At 70.8% G+C, this 14,759-nt stretch carries 12 protein-coding genes and 1 tRNA gene; 6 read left to right on the top strand and 7 right to left on the bottom strand.

What is annotated here, in order from left to right:
• Positions 1-52: 52 nt before the first annotated feature.
• The 3 genes from HCR68_RS06070 to HCR68_RS06080 all read left to right on the top strand — a co-directional run bounded on the left by HCR68_RS06070 (position 53) and on the right by HCR68_RS06080 (position 1,583).
• Complete coding sequence (locus HCR68_RS06070; protein ID WP_167147562.1) at positions 53-268, top strand: DUF3107 domain-containing protein; 216 nt, start codon at positions 53-55, stop codon at positions 266-268.
• Between the two features lie 109 nt (positions 269-377).
• Entirely contained in the window at positions 378-809 is a 432-nt protein-coding gene (locus HCR68_RS06075; protein WP_167147565.1) for a hypothetical protein, read from the top strand.
• A gap of 9 nt (positions 810-818) precedes the next feature.
• Positions 819-1,583, top strand: coding sequence for an NAD-dependent protein deacylase (locus tag HCR68_RS06080; RefSeq protein ID WP_167147568.1), 765 nt, complete (start codon positions 819-821; stop codon positions 1,581-1,583).
• Here HCR68_RS06080 and ppk2 read toward each other — a convergent pair.
• The 3 genes from ppk2 to HCR68_RS06095 form a co-directional block, all read right to left on the bottom strand.
• Positions 1,580-2,419 (bottom strand): polyphosphate kinase 2, encoded by an 840-nt coding sequence (ppk2, locus tag HCR68_RS06085; protein WP_167147632.1) that lies wholly within the window; start codon positions 2,417-2,419, stop codon positions 1,580-1,582. The two genes, HCR68_RS06080 and ppk2, sit on opposite strands and share 4 nt — an antisense overlap.
• A gap of 162 nt (positions 2,420-2,581) precedes the next feature.
• A tRNA-Met gene (locus HCR68_RS06090) sits at positions 2,582-2,658 on the bottom strand.
• 120 nt (positions 2,659-2,778) lie between these two features.
• On the bottom strand, positions 2,779-5,958 hold the full coding sequence (locus tag HCR68_RS06095; RefSeq protein WP_167147571.1) for a UPF0182 family protein: 3,180 nt from the start codon (positions 5,956-5,958) through the stop codon (positions 2,779-2,781).
• A 249-nt stretch (positions 5,959-6,207) separates the two neighbouring features.
• Here HCR68_RS06095 and HCR68_RS06100 point away from each other — a divergent pair, with 249 nt between their 5' ends.
• Positions 6,208-6,789, top strand: a complete 582-nt coding sequence (locus tag HCR68_RS06100) for a PPA1309 family protein (protein ID WP_167147576.1) — start codon at positions 6,208-6,210, stop codon at positions 6,787-6,789.
• 31 nt (positions 6,790-6,820) lie between these two features.
• On the opposite strand, the gene HCR68_RS06105 is transcribed toward HCR68_RS06100, so the two are convergent.
• The gene (locus HCR68_RS06105; RefSeq protein ID WP_167147579.1) at positions 6,821-8,422 is read right to left on the bottom strand and encodes a zinc-dependent metalloprotease; all 1,602 of its coding nucleotides are present in this window, start codon (positions 8,420-8,422) and stop codon (positions 6,821-6,823) included.
• Between the two features lie 211 nt (positions 8,423-8,633).
• Between HCR68_RS06105 and HCR68_RS06110 the strand changes: the two genes are divergently transcribed.
• Positions 8,634-9,908, top strand: coding sequence for a S16 family serine protease (locus HCR68_RS06110; RefSeq protein WP_167147582.1), 1,275 nt, complete (start codon positions 8,634-8,636; stop codon positions 9,906-9,908).
• A gap of 173 nt (positions 9,909-10,081) precedes the next feature.
• Entirely contained in the window at positions 10,082-11,086 is a 1,005-nt protein-coding gene (locus tag HCR68_RS06115) for a hypothetical protein (protein WP_167147585.1), read from the top strand.
• Positions 11,087-11,138: 52 nt separating this feature from the next.
• Here the strand turns inward: HCR68_RS06115 and HCR68_RS06120 are convergent, their stop codons facing one another.
• From HCR68_RS06120 to HCR68_RS06130, 3 genes are all read right to left on the bottom strand, one after another.
• Complete coding sequence (locus HCR68_RS06120; protein ID WP_167147588.1) at positions 11,139-13,271, bottom strand: ATP-dependent DNA helicase UvrD2; 2,133 nt, start codon at positions 13,269-13,271, stop codon at positions 11,139-11,141.
• Positions 13,272-13,395: 124 nt separating this feature from the next.
• A complete protein-coding gene (gene nudC, locus HCR68_RS06125; protein ID WP_167147591.1) occupies positions 13,396-14,511 on the bottom strand; it encodes an NAD(+) diphosphatase in 1,116 nt (371 codons plus the stop codon).
• Positions 14,512-14,620: 109 nt separating this feature from the next.
• Positions 14,621-14,759 (bottom strand): integrase core domain-containing protein (locus tag HCR68_RS06130; protein WP_167147594.1); only part of this gene is annotated, 139 nt, incomplete at its 5' end.

The following is a 14,759-nucleotide window of genomic DNA, read 5'->3' on the forward strand; positions in this document are numbered from 1 at the left end:
GAACGGGCGGCACGCCGCTCAATACGGCACACAGACGATGCGAAGGAGTCCCATGCAGGTCACGATCGGAATCAAGCACGCCAGCCGCGAGCTCTCGCTGGAGACCTCCGACTCTCAGGAGAAGGTCCTGGCCGCCGTGGCCGACGCCGAGACCAAGGCCATCACCCTCACTGACGACAAGGGCCGGAAGGTCTTCGTCCCGGCCGGGTCCCTGGCCTACATCGAGCTCGGCGAGGCCGAGCCCCGCCGGGTCGGCTTCGGCATCTGAGCCGCGTTCTCTCAACGTCGGCGCCGCCTCTCCAGACGGGAGGCGGCGCCGTCGCACGACGGAGGCGTTGAAGGGGATACGGCGTCCGCGAATCGGTACAGTCGAGCTCATGAGGTCACCCACGATCGCGACCGTGTGCGCCGTCTCCTTCTTCGCCAACGGTGTGCTGCAGCTGCTACTGGCTCTGGGGCTTCCCCTGGGTCGGTTCGTTCTCGGAGGGGCCTACACCGTCTCCCCTCCCCTGCTCAGGCCGGTCAACCTGGCCTTCTTCCTGGTCTGGTCAGCTTGCGCTCTGGCCTACCTCAGGTACGGCGGCCTGCTGCGACGCCCTCTGCAGGAACGCACCGCACGCGCCATCGTGTACGCCTCCACCCTGTGGCTGCTCATCGCCTCGGTGTTCAATCTCCTCATCACCACCAGTGCCTTCGAGCGCTACGGCACCGGAACGCTGTCAACCCTCACCTGCGCCCTGAGCCTGTACCTGGTCCGGCGCCGTGACGGATTCGGCTTCTGCCCCTGCCGGATCGACGCCCGGCGTTAGCCTGGAGGCATGGACCAACAGGACGGCCAACCCGACCGACGGAGCCTGCTCGCCCAGTGGATCGAGGAGTCCAGACGCATCGTCTTCTTCGGCGGCGCCGGGGTCTCCACGGAGTCGGGCATCCCGGACTTCCGGGGAGCCACGGGCTTCTACCACCAGGACCTCGAGATCCCCCTGGAGCAGGTGCTGTCCATCGACTTCTTCACCGTGCACCCGCAGGCCTACTGGGAGTGGTTCGCCCAGGAGAACGCCCGTGAGGGCGTGGCCCCCAACGCCGCCCACAGGTTCGTGGCCGACCTGGAGAGGGCCGGGAAGCTGTCTGCCGTGGTCACGCAGAACATCGACGGGCTCCACCAGCGGGCCGGCTCCGAGCGGGTCCTCGAACTCCACGGCAACTGGTCGCGCCTGATCTGCACCGGCTGCGCTGAGCGTTTCTCACTGTCCGAGGTCGAGGGCGCCCGCTCCGGGGCGGTTCCCCGCTGCCCGGAGTGCGCCTCGGTGCTGCGGCCGGACATCGTGTTCTACGGGGAGATGCTGGACAACGACGTCGTCGAGGGCGCCGTCCGGGCCATCTCCGAGGCGGACCTGCTGATCGTGGCCGGCACGAGCCTGGTCGTCTACCCGGCGGCGGGCCTCATCGACTACTACGCCGGTGAGCGCCTGGTGCTCATGAACGCGACTCCCACGCCCTACGACTCCCGCGCCGACCTCATCATCCGTGATCCGGTGGGCCGGGTCTTCCAGGAGCTGGAGCACACGGGACGCCGGCCTTAGCCGATCCCCTGGTCCTCGCGGTCCACGTAGCGCTCGGGCGCCTCGGCCGCACTGAGCGTGGCCGCGTAGTCGGGAACCTCGTGCTGGAGGGTCCGGTCGGTGCGGCGGTAGCCCGACGACGGGAAGGAGGGCTTCTTCGGGAACTTCATCTCGGGGCGCTCCACGTGCTCGTAGGGGATGGACTCCAGCAGGTGGTGGATCATGTTGATGCGCGCCTTGCGCTTGTCCGCGGACTCCACGACGTGCCAGCGCGCGGAGTCGATGTCGGTGTGCACGAACATCTCGTCCTTGGCCCGCGAGTAGTCCTCCCAGCGGGGCAGGGCCTCGAGGTCGGTGGGTGAGAGCTTCCAGCGTCGCATGGGGTCGGTCATCCTCGACTTGAACCGCTTGTACTGCTCCTTCTGGGGCACGGAGAACCAGTACTTGCGCAGCAGGATGCCGTCATCGACGAGCATCCTCTCGAAGACCGGGCACTGCTGGAGGAAGCGCCGGTGCTCCTCGGGGGTGCAGTAGCCCATGACGTGCTCGACGCCGCCGCGGTTGTACCAGGAGCGGTCGAACAGGCAGATCTCGCCGGCGGCGGGCAGGTGAGCGATGTAGCGCTGGAAGTACCACTGGGTGCGCTCGCGCTCAGTGGGGACCGGGAGCGCGACCACGCGCGCAACACGCGGGTTGAGGTACTCGGTGATCCGCTTGATCGCCCCGCCCTTGCCGGCCGCGTCACGGCCCTCGAAGATGACGACGACGCGGGCTCCGGTGGCCCTGACCCACTCCTGCATCTCGACCAGCTCCGCCTGCAGTCGCAGCAGCTCGGCCTCGTACAGGGAACGGTCCATGGTGGGGTGCTTCTTTGCCATGCTTGAGTTTCGCACAGATCCCACCCAGCGGCGCGGCCACCCCTGAACGTGTCAATAGGGGAGATACAAGCACCACGTTCACGCCGATAACCCGACGAAGCAGAGGAGCCCAGTCCTGGAAAGGACTGGGCTCCTCTGGAGTGGTAGCGGGGACAGGATTCGAACCTGCGACCTCCGGGTTATGAGCCCGGCGAGCTACCGAACTGCTCCACCCCGCGTCGGTGAGAACAACCTTAGGTGCCACCCCGCCTTCAAAGCAAACAGCGAGGGCGTGCCCTTGCTCACCGCCCGGTGAGGCGGGTCGCAGGGCACGCCCTCATGCGGCCGGTCGAGTGCGCTCAGCCCAGCTTCTGCTGCGCCGCGATGGCGCGGTTGACGGCGTCGTTGAGGCGCTTCTGCGCCTCGCCGTACGCCGCCCAGTCGCCCTTGCTCCTGGCCGTGTCCGAGTCGCTCATCGCGGTCTGGGCATCCGACAGGGCCTGGTTGAGCTCCGCCTTCGGGTCTCCTCCCGCGGCCGATGGATCCGCGGACGAGGACGCCGGCGCGCTCGCCGAGGCCGTGGGCTCGGCGCTGGGGGCCGGTGAGGCCGCCGCTCCTCCGCCCGCCGTCGGGTCGTTGCCGTCGGTCGTCTCATTGGTGTCGTTGGCCGCGCCGGCATCCCCGTTGACGGCCTGCTCCCCCGTCGTCGCCCCGGAGTTGCCGCCGAAGACCTGGTCGAGCGCCTCCGAGAGTGTGTCCGCGAAGCCGACGTTGTCGCCGAAGGAGACGAGCACCTTGCGCAGCAGCGGATACTGCGTGCCCGAGGAGGACTGGACGTAGACCGGCTGGACGTAGAGCAGACCGCCCCCCACCGGCAGCGTCAGCAGGTTTCCCTTGATGACCTGGGATCCCTGCTGGGAGAGCAGGTTGAGGGTGGTGGAGGCCGCCGGGTTGGAGTCGAAGATGTTCTGCACCTGGCCGGGCCCCGAGACGTTCGAGGACCGTGGCAGCTCCAGGAGTCTCAGCCTGCCGTAGCTCGCACTGCGCTCGCCCTTCCTCCCGGTGCCGGGGGACGTCTCGGAGTCCACCGCGAGGAAGCCGGTGAGCACGTTGCGGTTGGTGTTACCGCCGATGATGTAGGCGCTGGACAGGGAGAAGCTCGCCTGGTCCTGACCCGGCATCTTGAGGGTCAGGTAGTAGGGGGCCTGCTGGTCCTGACCGGGCGTGGTCGGGTCGTCCGGGATCTTCCAGAAGTCACCACCGGAGTAGAACTCCGCGGCATCGTTGACGTGATAGCTCGCCATGATGGTGCGCTGCACGTTGAACAGGTCCTCCGGGTAGCGCATGTGCGCGATGAGGTCGGCGCTCATCTGGCTCATGGGCGTGACCGAGCCGGGGAAGACCTTCTCCCAGGCCTTGAGGATCGGATCCTTGTCATCCCACTGGTAGAGCTTGACCGATCCGTCATAGGCGTCGACGACGGCCTTGACGGAGTTGCGCACGTAGTTGGACTCCTCGGGCGCCCCGAGCAGCCCGCCCTGGCCGTCCGCGGTCGCCGTCGCCTGGGCCAGTGACTCGTGCTGGGCGTAGGGGTAGTTGTTGGTCGTGGTGTAGCCGTCGAGGATCCACATGACCCGCTTGGGCGTGGCCGGGTTGTCGTCGTGGTCGACGACGGCCGGGTAGGGACTCTTGTCCAGGGTCAGCCAGGGGGCCACCTTGGAGACGCGATCGGCCGGGTTGCGGTCGTAGAGGATCTGGGAGCCCTCACGCACCTCCTGGGAGAAGAGGATGTTGGGCTCCTGGAACTTGGCGGCGTAGAGCAGCCGGTTGAGCGGGTTGGACACGCTCGGTCCGCCGTTGCCGGAGAAGGTGGTGTTGACCTGGCCGGTCTTGGACTCGTCGTCGGGGTAGTCCAGCTCGCGGGGCGAGCCGTTGTCCTTGCCGCCCACGATGGAGTACGACGGCGAGTACTGCCCGAAGTAGATCCGGGGCTCGTACTCGCCCAGGTCCCCCTTGGACGGGATGCCGCCCTCCCAGAAGGAGGGGTAGCCGCCGGAGGCGACCGTGTTGCCGTAGGCGTTCACGACGCCGTAGCCGTGGGTGTAGACCGTGTGCTCGTTGACCCAGGTCCGCTGTCCCTCGCCGAGGCCGGACAGGTTCAGCTCACGTACCGCGATCACCGTGTCCCGGCTGGTGGAGTCCACCTTGTAACGGTCAACGTTGAGACGGTTCGCGAAGGAGTAGTACTGCTTGTTCTGCTGGAGCTGCTGGAAGGTCGGTGAGACCAGGCCCGGATCGAGCAGACGGATCGAGGCGGTGGACTCGGCGTCCTGCTCCAGCTGACCGGCCGACGCCTCGGTCTTGGCGTCATAGCTGGTGGTCTCGACGTTCTCCAGACCGTAGGCGGCCTTGGTGGCGTCGATGTTGCGCTGGATGTACTGGGCCTCCTGGCGCTGGGCGTTGGGGTCGACGACGAACTTCTGGATCACCAGCGGATAGGCGGTCCCCACCACCAGGGAGGAGACGATCATGACGGCCACACCGATGATCGGCAGGCGCCAGGAGCTGGAGCGCACCGAGGCGATGAAGAGGATCGCCACGGCCAGCGCGATCGCGGCGAGGATCGCGCTGGCGGGGATGACCGCGTTGACGTCGGTGTAGTTGGCGCCGTCGAACTTGGAGTTGGAGGCGTACAGGGCGCTGTAGCGACCCAGCCAGTAGCCCACCGCCCGGATGACGGCGTACAGGGCCAGGAAGACCGCCAGGTGGATGCGTGCCGCCTTGGTGAAGTGGGGTTTGCGCACCACCGAGATGCCGCCGTACAGGTAGTGGACGACGACGGAGGCCACCCCGGAGAACAGCACGACGCCGGACAGGAAGGACACGAGCGTCAGCACGGCGGGCAGGATGAAGACGTAGAAGGAGATGTCGATCCCGAACTGGGGGTCCTTGACGCCGAAGGACTGCGAGCTGAAGGCCAGGAGGACCTCGCGCCAGCTGGGCGCCAGCTCCCAGGCCGACCCGAACAGGGCCAGCACCGCGGGCACCGCCCAGGTCAGGCGGCGCCGCACGGGCTCAATGACCGTGCGGTAGGCCTCGAGGTTGCGGGTGGCCTCGTCGTCGGGCATCCCGATCTCCCGGGCCCGGTAGGCCCTGGTCATGGAGACGAAGACGGCCCCGAACATGACGACGAATCCCACCAGGAACAGGACGATGGCCGCGATCCACTGCGTCCACAGCACACGGGCGTAGCCGATCTGGCTGAACCAGAGCACCTCGGTCCACACCTGGGACATGATGCCGATGATGACGGCGATCGCGGCGATGATCGAGATGGTCAGCGCCAAGGGTCCGGGACGACGACGCCCGGTCCTGCTGCGCGGCGTGCGGGGCGGGCGCGTCCCTCCCCGGCCCATACGTCCCAGCCCGAAGGGCCCGGTCCTGTCACCGGGTCTCCTCTGCCGGGACGAGCCGGAGGGCTTGCTCGAGGACTCCTCGGAGGACGAGTCCCGGGACTCGTCGTCGGGCGTGGTGCTCACGATCCTGCTCCCTGTCTGACGTACGTGGTGGCGCGACCTCGCGCACGGCTGAGCGCGGCGCCATCGGCCGGAAGGGCCGCTCGGGTCATCGTCCCACACACCACTGACACGCCCATAACCTTCTTCCGGTTGAGAAACCGTCCGGGGCTACCTCGACGCGAAGGCCGGGCGAGCCCTGCAGGCCGTGTCATTGGAGGTCGTTGGAGCCGACGGCACCACCGGTGAGACGATGGCGGGGTGAATGACGACATGCATGACGATGCCAGCACCCCGGACGCGGACCGGTCCGCCTCTCCTCGAGGCCGGGCCCTGGTCCGTGCGGTGACGGAGACGGAGGCCCACGTGGCGGCCTTCGGCTGGGACCAGCCGGTGCGCATCTTCGCCCTGGTGCGCACCGCCGAGGCCCTGGCGGCCGACCCTGAGGTCGCCGAGCTCCTGGAGGCCACCACCGTGGAGGAGGCCCGCACCGACCCCGAGCTGCTCATGGTGGTGGAGCAGGAGGGGCTGCCTGCCGCCGCGGACCTGGAGCACCTGCTGGCCCAGCTCGCCTGGCCCGAGTCCGTCGACGGCGCAGCAATCAGCGTCGAGCGCCTGGTCCTTCCCCCTGCGGCGCAGGAGGAGGCCGACGCCATCACCGACGCCGCCGAACGCCTCGCCTTCCTCCGGGCGCGCCCCGACGGCGAGGACATCCGCATGGTGGTGGGGGTCCTGCGCGGCGGGGAGTCCTGGTGCGCGCTGCGCTCACGCACCCATGACGACGACGCCTCGGTCTACCGGGGCGAGCGGCTGGTGCCCGGCCTGGTCGAGGCGCTGGCGTCAACCTTCCTGTAGCAGCCGACGCCGCTCCTGGGCCCCGCCCGTCTCAGGACGTTGCCGGACCCTCCGAGTCCGAGCCGTCCGAGCCGTCCGAGCCGTCGGCCTCGTCAGACCGGTCACCGTCGGGCCGGTCGCGGTGGTCCGCCCCGTCGGAGGAGGCTGCGGACTCGCCGGGCTCCTGTGAGACGTCGTCGGTGGAGTCGGCGGACCTGGAGGTCCTGTCCCCCAGCCCCTCGGGACTGTTCTCGTCCGCCTCCTTGGCGCCCTCGGCGTACCCGAGGGTGCCGTCCAGAAGGGAGGCCAGGTCGGCGTCGATCTCGGCGTCGATGTCCTGGGCCATGCGCCGCATGGTGAGGAAGTCCTTGGGGTTGGCGAGCTCGGAGGCCGTGGGCATGACGTCGGGGTGGTTCCAGAAGGCGTCGCGCTCGGCGTCACCGGCCTGGGCGCCCAGGTGCGCCCACAGCTCGGCGGCCTCACGGGCCCGGCGCGGGCGGAAGGTCAGGCCGATGAGGCGGGCGAAGACCTGCTCGGCGGCCCCGCCCTGGGCGCGGCGCCGGCGCATCATCTCAGCCAGCGCCATGAGGTGGGGCAGGTGGGGGGCGGCCGCGCGGGCGGTGACCACCTCGACCCAGCCCTCCACCAGGGCCAGCAGCGTCTCCAGGTCCTCGAGGGCCTCGCGCTGGGCCTGGGTCTCCTGGGGCGCGAACAGCCCGCTCTCGAGGGCCTCGCGCAGGGCGTCGGGGTCGTTGGGATCCACCTGGGCAACCGCCGACTCCAGGGTCTCGGTGTCGATGCGGATCTCGCGGGCGTAGGCGGCCACGGCCTGGAGCACCTGCCCGCGCAGCCAAGGCACGTGGGCGTAGAGGCGGGCGGTGGCGGCCTCGCGCACCGCCAGGAACATGCGGGCCTCGTCCTCGTCGACATCCAGGCCCTCGGCGAAGGCGGCCACGTTGGCGGGAACCAGCGCCGTGCCCGGCTCGCGGGTCAGGGGCAGGCCGGTGTCCGTGGCCCCCAGAACCTCCTTGGCGAGCTCACCGATGGCCTGGCCGATCTGGAGCCCGAAGGCGGTGCCCGCCATGGTGCGCATGATGGATCCGAGCGCCCCCATCTGCTGGGCGGCCTGCTCCATCTCGGCCGGCATGGCACGGATCTGATTCTCCAGGGTGCGGGCCAGGGCGGTGGTGACGGCCTCGGCCACAGGGGCGCACACGTCCTTCCACACCGGCAGGGTGCGCTCGACCCAGGTGCTGCGGCTCCAGGCCTCCCGCTGCCCGGGGGCGGGCATGAGCTCGGTGGCGGTGTCGAGCCACAGGTCGGCCACCTGGAGGGCCTGGCGCGTGGAGTCGGCGACCGCGGCGGTCACCATGGGGTCGCCGTCGCCGCGCGCCTGCCTCAGAGCCAGGTCCTGCCCCATCTGCCAGTTGACCGGCTCGGCGGTGGAGGCGGAGAACATCTGCTGGAACTGGGCGCGCATGGCCAGCAGCTGGGCGGGGCTGAGCTGGGAGATGTCCCCCACGCCCGGCATCTGGGCGATGGAGCTGGGGTCCACCCCCGACGAACGCAGGGCTCCGACGGCGTCTGAGGCCATCTGCTCGCCGAACAGTGATGCGAGCATCTTCTCGAGCTCGTCGAAGGCGTCCTCGCTCACGGGTTTCCTCTCGCCGGGTCGTCCTGGGACATCATTCTGGACATCGTCTGTAACGGCCTTATGGTCGCACCCATTCCTGTGCGGGTGCCATGTTCCGTTCGCCGACGGCGTGCCCACCGCCGTCCCGATACGACTTCGGTCGAGGCCGTGTCGTCATTGTGTCGACTTCGTGCCAGGTTCGTATCGATAACTGTCCGTCTTCCCCAGGAAGATGTCGCATGATGAGCGCGTGACGCACCCAGACCAGCACGACGCCGCCGACGCGACGGACTCAGTCGGTTCCGACATCCCCCAGCCGGCCCAGGCGGAAAACGAGGACCAGCGCGACCAGCCCGGCCGGACCGGGCAGGCCGGGCAGGCCGAGCAGACGGAGAAGCCGGACACGGAGCCCTCCCGGGAGGAACGCCGTCGGCGCAGGCTGCGGCGATCCGCGGCCGCCGGGACGTTCGTCCTCGTTGTCGTCTTGATCGTTGCCGTCTTCACCGTGCCGGTCAACGCGGTCATCGAGGCCCCCGGCCCGACCTGGAACGTGCTGGACAACGGTTCGTCGTCGGACCAGGACGTCCTGAAGGTCTCAGGCACCGAGACCTATCCGACCGAGGGGGCCCTGCGGATGACGACCGTCTCGGTCTCGGGCTGCCCCGGCTACCCGGTGACGACCGCCGACCTCATCGGCGCCTGGTTCTCGGCGGACAAGCGGATCGTGGACCGTAACGAGGTGTGCCCCCAGGACCAGAGCGCCGAGCAGGTCGAGGAGACCGGCAAGGCCCAGATGACCGCCTCCCAGGACTCGGCCGTCATCGCCGCCCTCATCGAGACCGGTATGGCCGGGGCCATGCACCTGACCGTCACCGAGGTGACCGAGCAGCAGACCTCGACCGAGATCCAGGCCGAGGACGTCCTGGAGACCATCACGCCCGAAGGCGGCCAGACGACCACGATCACCTCCTTCTCCCAGCTGCGCGAGCTGATGACCACGATCCCCGAGGGCACCCGGGTCACGCTCGGTGTGCGCCGCGGTGAGCAGCAGGTGGCCGCAGCGCTGACCACGGTCGCCCCCCAGGAGGGGACGACCGGGTCCCTGCTGGGGCTGAGCCTCAAGATCTCGGTGGACAGCCCGGTGGAGGCCACCTTCGGACTCTCCGACGTCGGCGGGCCCAGCGCCGGGATGATGTTCGCCCTGGGGGTCGTCGACGAGATCACCCCCGGCTCCCTGACCGGCGGCAAGGACATCTCCGGGACCGGGACGATCAACATGGACGGTCAGGTCGGCCCCATCGGGGGCATCCAGCAGAAGATGGCCGGGGCCCGCAACTCCGGCTCGAGGTTCTTCCTGGCGCCGGCGAGCAACTGCGATGAGGTCAAGGACCACGAGCCCGAGGGGATGCAGGTCTTCGCCGTGAGCACCCTGCACGAGGCCGTCGCCGCCACTGAGGCGATCGCGTCGGGCAACACCTCCGGCCTGGCGACCTGCTCCGCCCAGTGACCACCGGGCGGCCGGAGCCCGGCCCGCGAGAGTTATCCACAGGCTCGTGATCGCCTCTGGCCGCCCGGGCCGACTCGTGCCACTGTCGGCTCAGGTCCTGGCGCCGTTGCCAGGGTTGTCAGGACGAGGGGTCCCGGCGTCCCCTCGCCGACACCGGACTTGAGGAGGCACGAATGCGTATTCGCGGCGGGTGCGCCATCCTGTGGCGCCAGCAGGGCGTCAGCCAGATCGGCACGAGCCCGGGGCGACGCACCATCGTCAGTGACCTGAGTCTGGCCGAGCAGCGGCTGCTCGACGAGCTCGCGCGCTCCCTGGAGGCCGGTGGCGTCTACCGGGCCGCCCGGCGCAGCCGGGTGCCGGTGACGCGGGCGCGGCAGATCGTCGAGGACCTGGAGCGCCGGGGCGCCCTGGTCTCCTCCGCGACCAGCGAGCTCGGCGGGGCCGACGGCGTCTACTGGGACCGGCTGGGTGTCGACGCCAGGGGCCGTGGTGCAGCCCTCGCCCAGGCGGTGCTGGCGGTCCACGGCGTCAGCGCCCTGGCGCAGGAGACCGCCCTGTGGCTGGCGGAGGCCGGGGTGGGCACGATCCTGTCCACCCGCTCCCCCGAGGACGGCGGCCTGGAGCCGCTGCTGGCGGCGCACTTTCCCGCCTTGAGGACGCGGGCGCCGTTGCGTACCCGCCCCGATGTCATGGTCACGGTGGACGCGCACGTGGTGGAGCCGCTGCTGGCCCGCAGGCTCGCCCAGGAGGATGTTGTCCATCTGCCGGTCGTCGTCGGTGAGTCCGGGGTGCGGATCGGCCCGGTCCTGGGTGACGGCGGTCCGTGCTCGACCTGCCTGAACCTGTGGGAGCGGGACGCGGACCCGTGCTGGCCGGCGCTGGCCACGCAGATGCGCACCCTGCCCATGCCCGACGTCGAGCACCTGGTCCTGCATGAGGCGGCAGCACTGACGGCTCGTGCCGTCATCGACACGCTCCTGGGACGGGCAGGCGCCGTCGACAATGCGACCGACGCTGCCGGCCGCGCTGCTGCGGACCGTCCTGAGCATGACGGAGACCCGGTGGGGAGCCCCGCCTTCTGGTGGGGCACGCACTCGGTTGAGGTCACCGGCCAGGAGCCCCTGGGGCGGCCGCGGTCCTGGGAGCGCCACCCCGAGTGCCTGTGCTCGCAGCTGTAAGCCTCTGTAAGCGCCGTCGGGCCGCCGGCGCGTGCGACGCGTAGCGCGCCGTTCAGCTCCCGGCCTCGAAGTCCCGCAGGAGGGCGAGGACCGGCCCGCCGTACTCCTGGAGCTTGGTGGCGCCCACGCCGCGGATGAGGGAGAGCTGGGGCAGGCTGGTGGGCTTGACGACGGCGATGTCCCGCAGGGTGGCGTCGGCGAAAACGGTGTAGGCGGGCTTGGAGCGCTCCTTGGCGATCTGGGAGCGCCAGGCCCGCAGCTCCTCGAACAGGGCGATGGTGCGCGGGTCGTTGCTGGCCTCGAAGTCGGCGGCGGACTGCCGGGCGCGTTCCTTGGCGCTCCGGCGCTTCTGGTTTCGGGAGGCGGCGCGGTCGTCGTGCGCGGAGGGCCACAGGCCGTCCAGGAAGCGGGAGGGCTTGCGGGCGGCCCGGCCTCCGGCATTGCGGGCGCGCGCGTAGGAGATGATGAGGTGCTCGCGCGCGCGGGTGACGCCGACGTAGAGCAGGCGCCTCTCCTCCTCGATGGCCGCCTGGCCCTCGGCCAGGGAGATGGGCAGCAGGCCCTCGCAGGCGCCTGCGAGGATGACGGCGTCCCACTCCAGGCCCTTGGCGGCGTGCAGGGAGGAGAGGGTGACGCCCTCGACGGTGGGGGCGTTCTGGGCGTCGGCGCGCTCGCGCAGCTCGGTGTGGAAGGCGTCGAGGTCGGCGCCGCGCATCTGGGCCATCTCGTCGGCCAGGGACACGAGGGCGTTGAGGGCGTCCCAGCGCTCGCGCACGGCTCCGCGGGCGGCCGGCGGCTCCTCACTCCAACCCTCACGGGACAGGACGGTGCGCGCGTCCAGACTGAGGTCACCGGTCAGGGTGGCCCTCTCAGTGCGGGCGGCCCCGAGGATGACAGCCATGGCGCGCTTGACCTCCTCACGCTCGAAGAAGCGCTCGCCGCCGCGCACGAGGTAGCCGATCTGGGCACCGGCGAGGGCCTGCTCGAAGACCTCCGACTGGGAGTTGGTGCGGTACAGGATCGCGATCTCGCTCAGGGGGACCCCGGCGGCCTGCAGGCGGCGCACCTGGGCGACGGCGCCCTCGGCCTCGGCGACGTCGTCGTCGTAGGTGTTGAAACGCACGGCGGGGCCGCTGGGGCGCTGGGCGACCAGCTCGACGGCGCCGGCGGGCAGGTGCAGGCCGCCGCCCCCGCGCCGGGAGCGGGAGAGGACCTGGTTGGCCAGGGAGACGACCTGCGGGGTGGAGCGGTAGTCGCGGCTCAGGCGCACGGTGCGCGCGCCCTCGTAGCGGGTGGTGAAGCCGGTGAGGAAGGTGGGCGTGGCTCCGGTGAAGGAGTAGATGGTCTGGGAGACGTCGCCGACGACGCACAGCTGGCGGCGTCTCCCCAGCCACAGGTCCAGCAGGCGCTGCTGGAGCGGGGAGACGTCCTGGTACTCGTCGACGACGAAGTGCTTGTACTGGCCGCGCACCTGAGAGGCGATGTCGTCGCGGTCCAGGAGGATGCCGATGGTCAGCAGGAGCACGTCCTCGAAGTCAATGACGCCGCGCTCGCTCTTGGCCTCCTCGTAGAGGGACAGGACCTGGGCGACCGTGGCAGCCTCCTGCCCGGCCACGCCGGTGCGGCCGGCGGCGACGGCGACCTGGGCGTAGTCCTCGGGCAGGGTCATGGTGACCTTGGCCCACTCGACCTCGGCGGCCAGGTCCCGCACGGTGGCGCGGTCGGTGGGCAGGCCCAGGCGGCGGGCGGCGGCGCCGACCAGGGGGGCCTTGTGCGCCTGGATGTCGGGGCGGCGTCCGCCGACGGCGGTGGGCCAGAAGTAGGTGAGCTGGCGCAGGGCGGCGGCGTGGAAGGTACGGGCCTGGACGCCGGGGACACCGAGGTCGGCCAGGCGCGAGCACATCTCGCCGGCGGCGCGGGCGGTGAAGGTGACGGCCAGGACCTGGGTGGCCTGGTAGGCGCCGGTGGCCACGCCGTGGGCGATGCGGTAGGTGATGGCCCGGGTCTTGCCGGTGCCGGCTCCGGCCAGGACGCACAGGGGCCCCTCGAGGTGCTCGGCGACCTCGCGCTGGTCGGGGTCGAGGGCCTCCAGGAGGCTGCCGGCATCCAGCGGGGAGTTCGGCCGGCGGGCCGGTCCGGGGACGGGCGTTTCGGTCGGGTCGGGGCGGGGGGCGGTCGGGCTCATCGGGACCAGCCTGCCACGGGTCGGTGACAGGAATCGGCGACAAGAAGTCGGTGGCTGTGGGCCGGCAGTCGGGCGGCGGTGACAGCCGTGGAGCGGCAGGAGCCGGCTGGCGGCCGGCTGACGCTCAGCTGACGACGGGACCGCCGTACCAGTCCTCGATGAGGAGGCGGGCGATGGAGGTGGGGCCGGGCAGGAGGATGCTGCCGTCGTCGGCGCCCGCGGTGAGCTCATCGCGTGAGACGAGGCGGGCCTCGACGACCTCCTGGCCGTCGGGGCGGGGCCGGTCCTCGCCGGGGGCCAGGCGCGCCCGGCAGCCGAGCATGAGCGAGCGGGGGAAGGGCCAGGGCTGGGAGGCCACGTACTCGACCTCGGCCACGCGCATCCCGGTCTCCTCCCACACCTCGCGGGCCACGGCCGCCTCGACGGACTCGCCGGCCTCGACGAAGCCGGCCACCACGGAGTAGCGCCGGGGCGCCCAGGTGGCGCCGCGCACGAGGAGGAGGCGGTCGGACTCGTCGGCGACCGTCATGATGACGGCGGGGTCGGTGCGCGGGAAGTGGACGGTGGCGCAGTCGGTGCACCTGCGGGCCCAGCCGGCCTCGATGGTCTCGGTGCGACCGCCGCAGGCCGGGCAGTACGCGGAGCGGGCGTGCCAGGCGGCCAGGGCGGTGGCGGTGGTGGCCAGGCCGGCGTCACGGGCGGTCATCTGGGCGCCCATGGCCCGCAGGGCGGAGAGCGGGTAGCGCTCCAGGAGGCGGCGCAGGTCGGGGTGGTCGACGGCGGTGCCCTCGGCGTCGGATCCGGTGGCGGGCGGCTCGGGGGCGTCGGGGACCTCCAGGGCCGGGGGCACGACGACGGCGATCCAGCCGGGGCCGGTGGGGGCGCCGTCGTCGTCGAGCTCTCTGCCCATGTAGAGGACGGTCAGGTCCGGGCAGCAGGTGGGGGCCGAGGCTCCCAGGTAGCCGGCGCGCAGGTCGGGCAGTCCCCAGCCGCTGCGGGTGCCGGGGCCCTCCCAGGCGGTGGCGCCGGGGCTGCCGATGAGGCTGGGCGGGGTGAGGCCGTCGTCGGGAAGGTCGGGGTGGATGGCGGGGCCGGTCAGGGCGACGCGGCCGCGGGCGTCGACCAGCAGCAGCCGGGTGTCGGGGTCGGCGGCGAGGCGCTCCAGCAGCCCGGGCTCGCTGCGCCGCTCGGCGTCGCGGTCGGTGGCGGAGCGGGACAGGGCGAGCTGGTCGGTGCGCATGGCCTCACTCTCCCACCCCGTGGTGCGAAGTGCACATGGGCACACCTACACCGATAGGAGACAAATATCAGGCCGTACCAGAGGTGACCACTCGCCTCGGCGCCGAGGTCTAGTTGTACTTCCCTGTGAGGTTGTGAACGCGGCTGGCGGGGGTTTGGCCGTTCAGGGCGGTGTGGGGTCGGTGGTGATTGTAGTGGTGGAGCCAGGTCTGGTAGGCGGCCTCGCGCTGGGTCTGGCTGGTGTAGGTG

Origin of the sequence: Actinomyces sp. ZJ308 (assembly GCF_011752065.1) — a bacterium.
GTDB lineage: Bacteria > Actinomycetota > Actinomycetes > Actinomycetales > Actinomycetaceae > Actinomyces.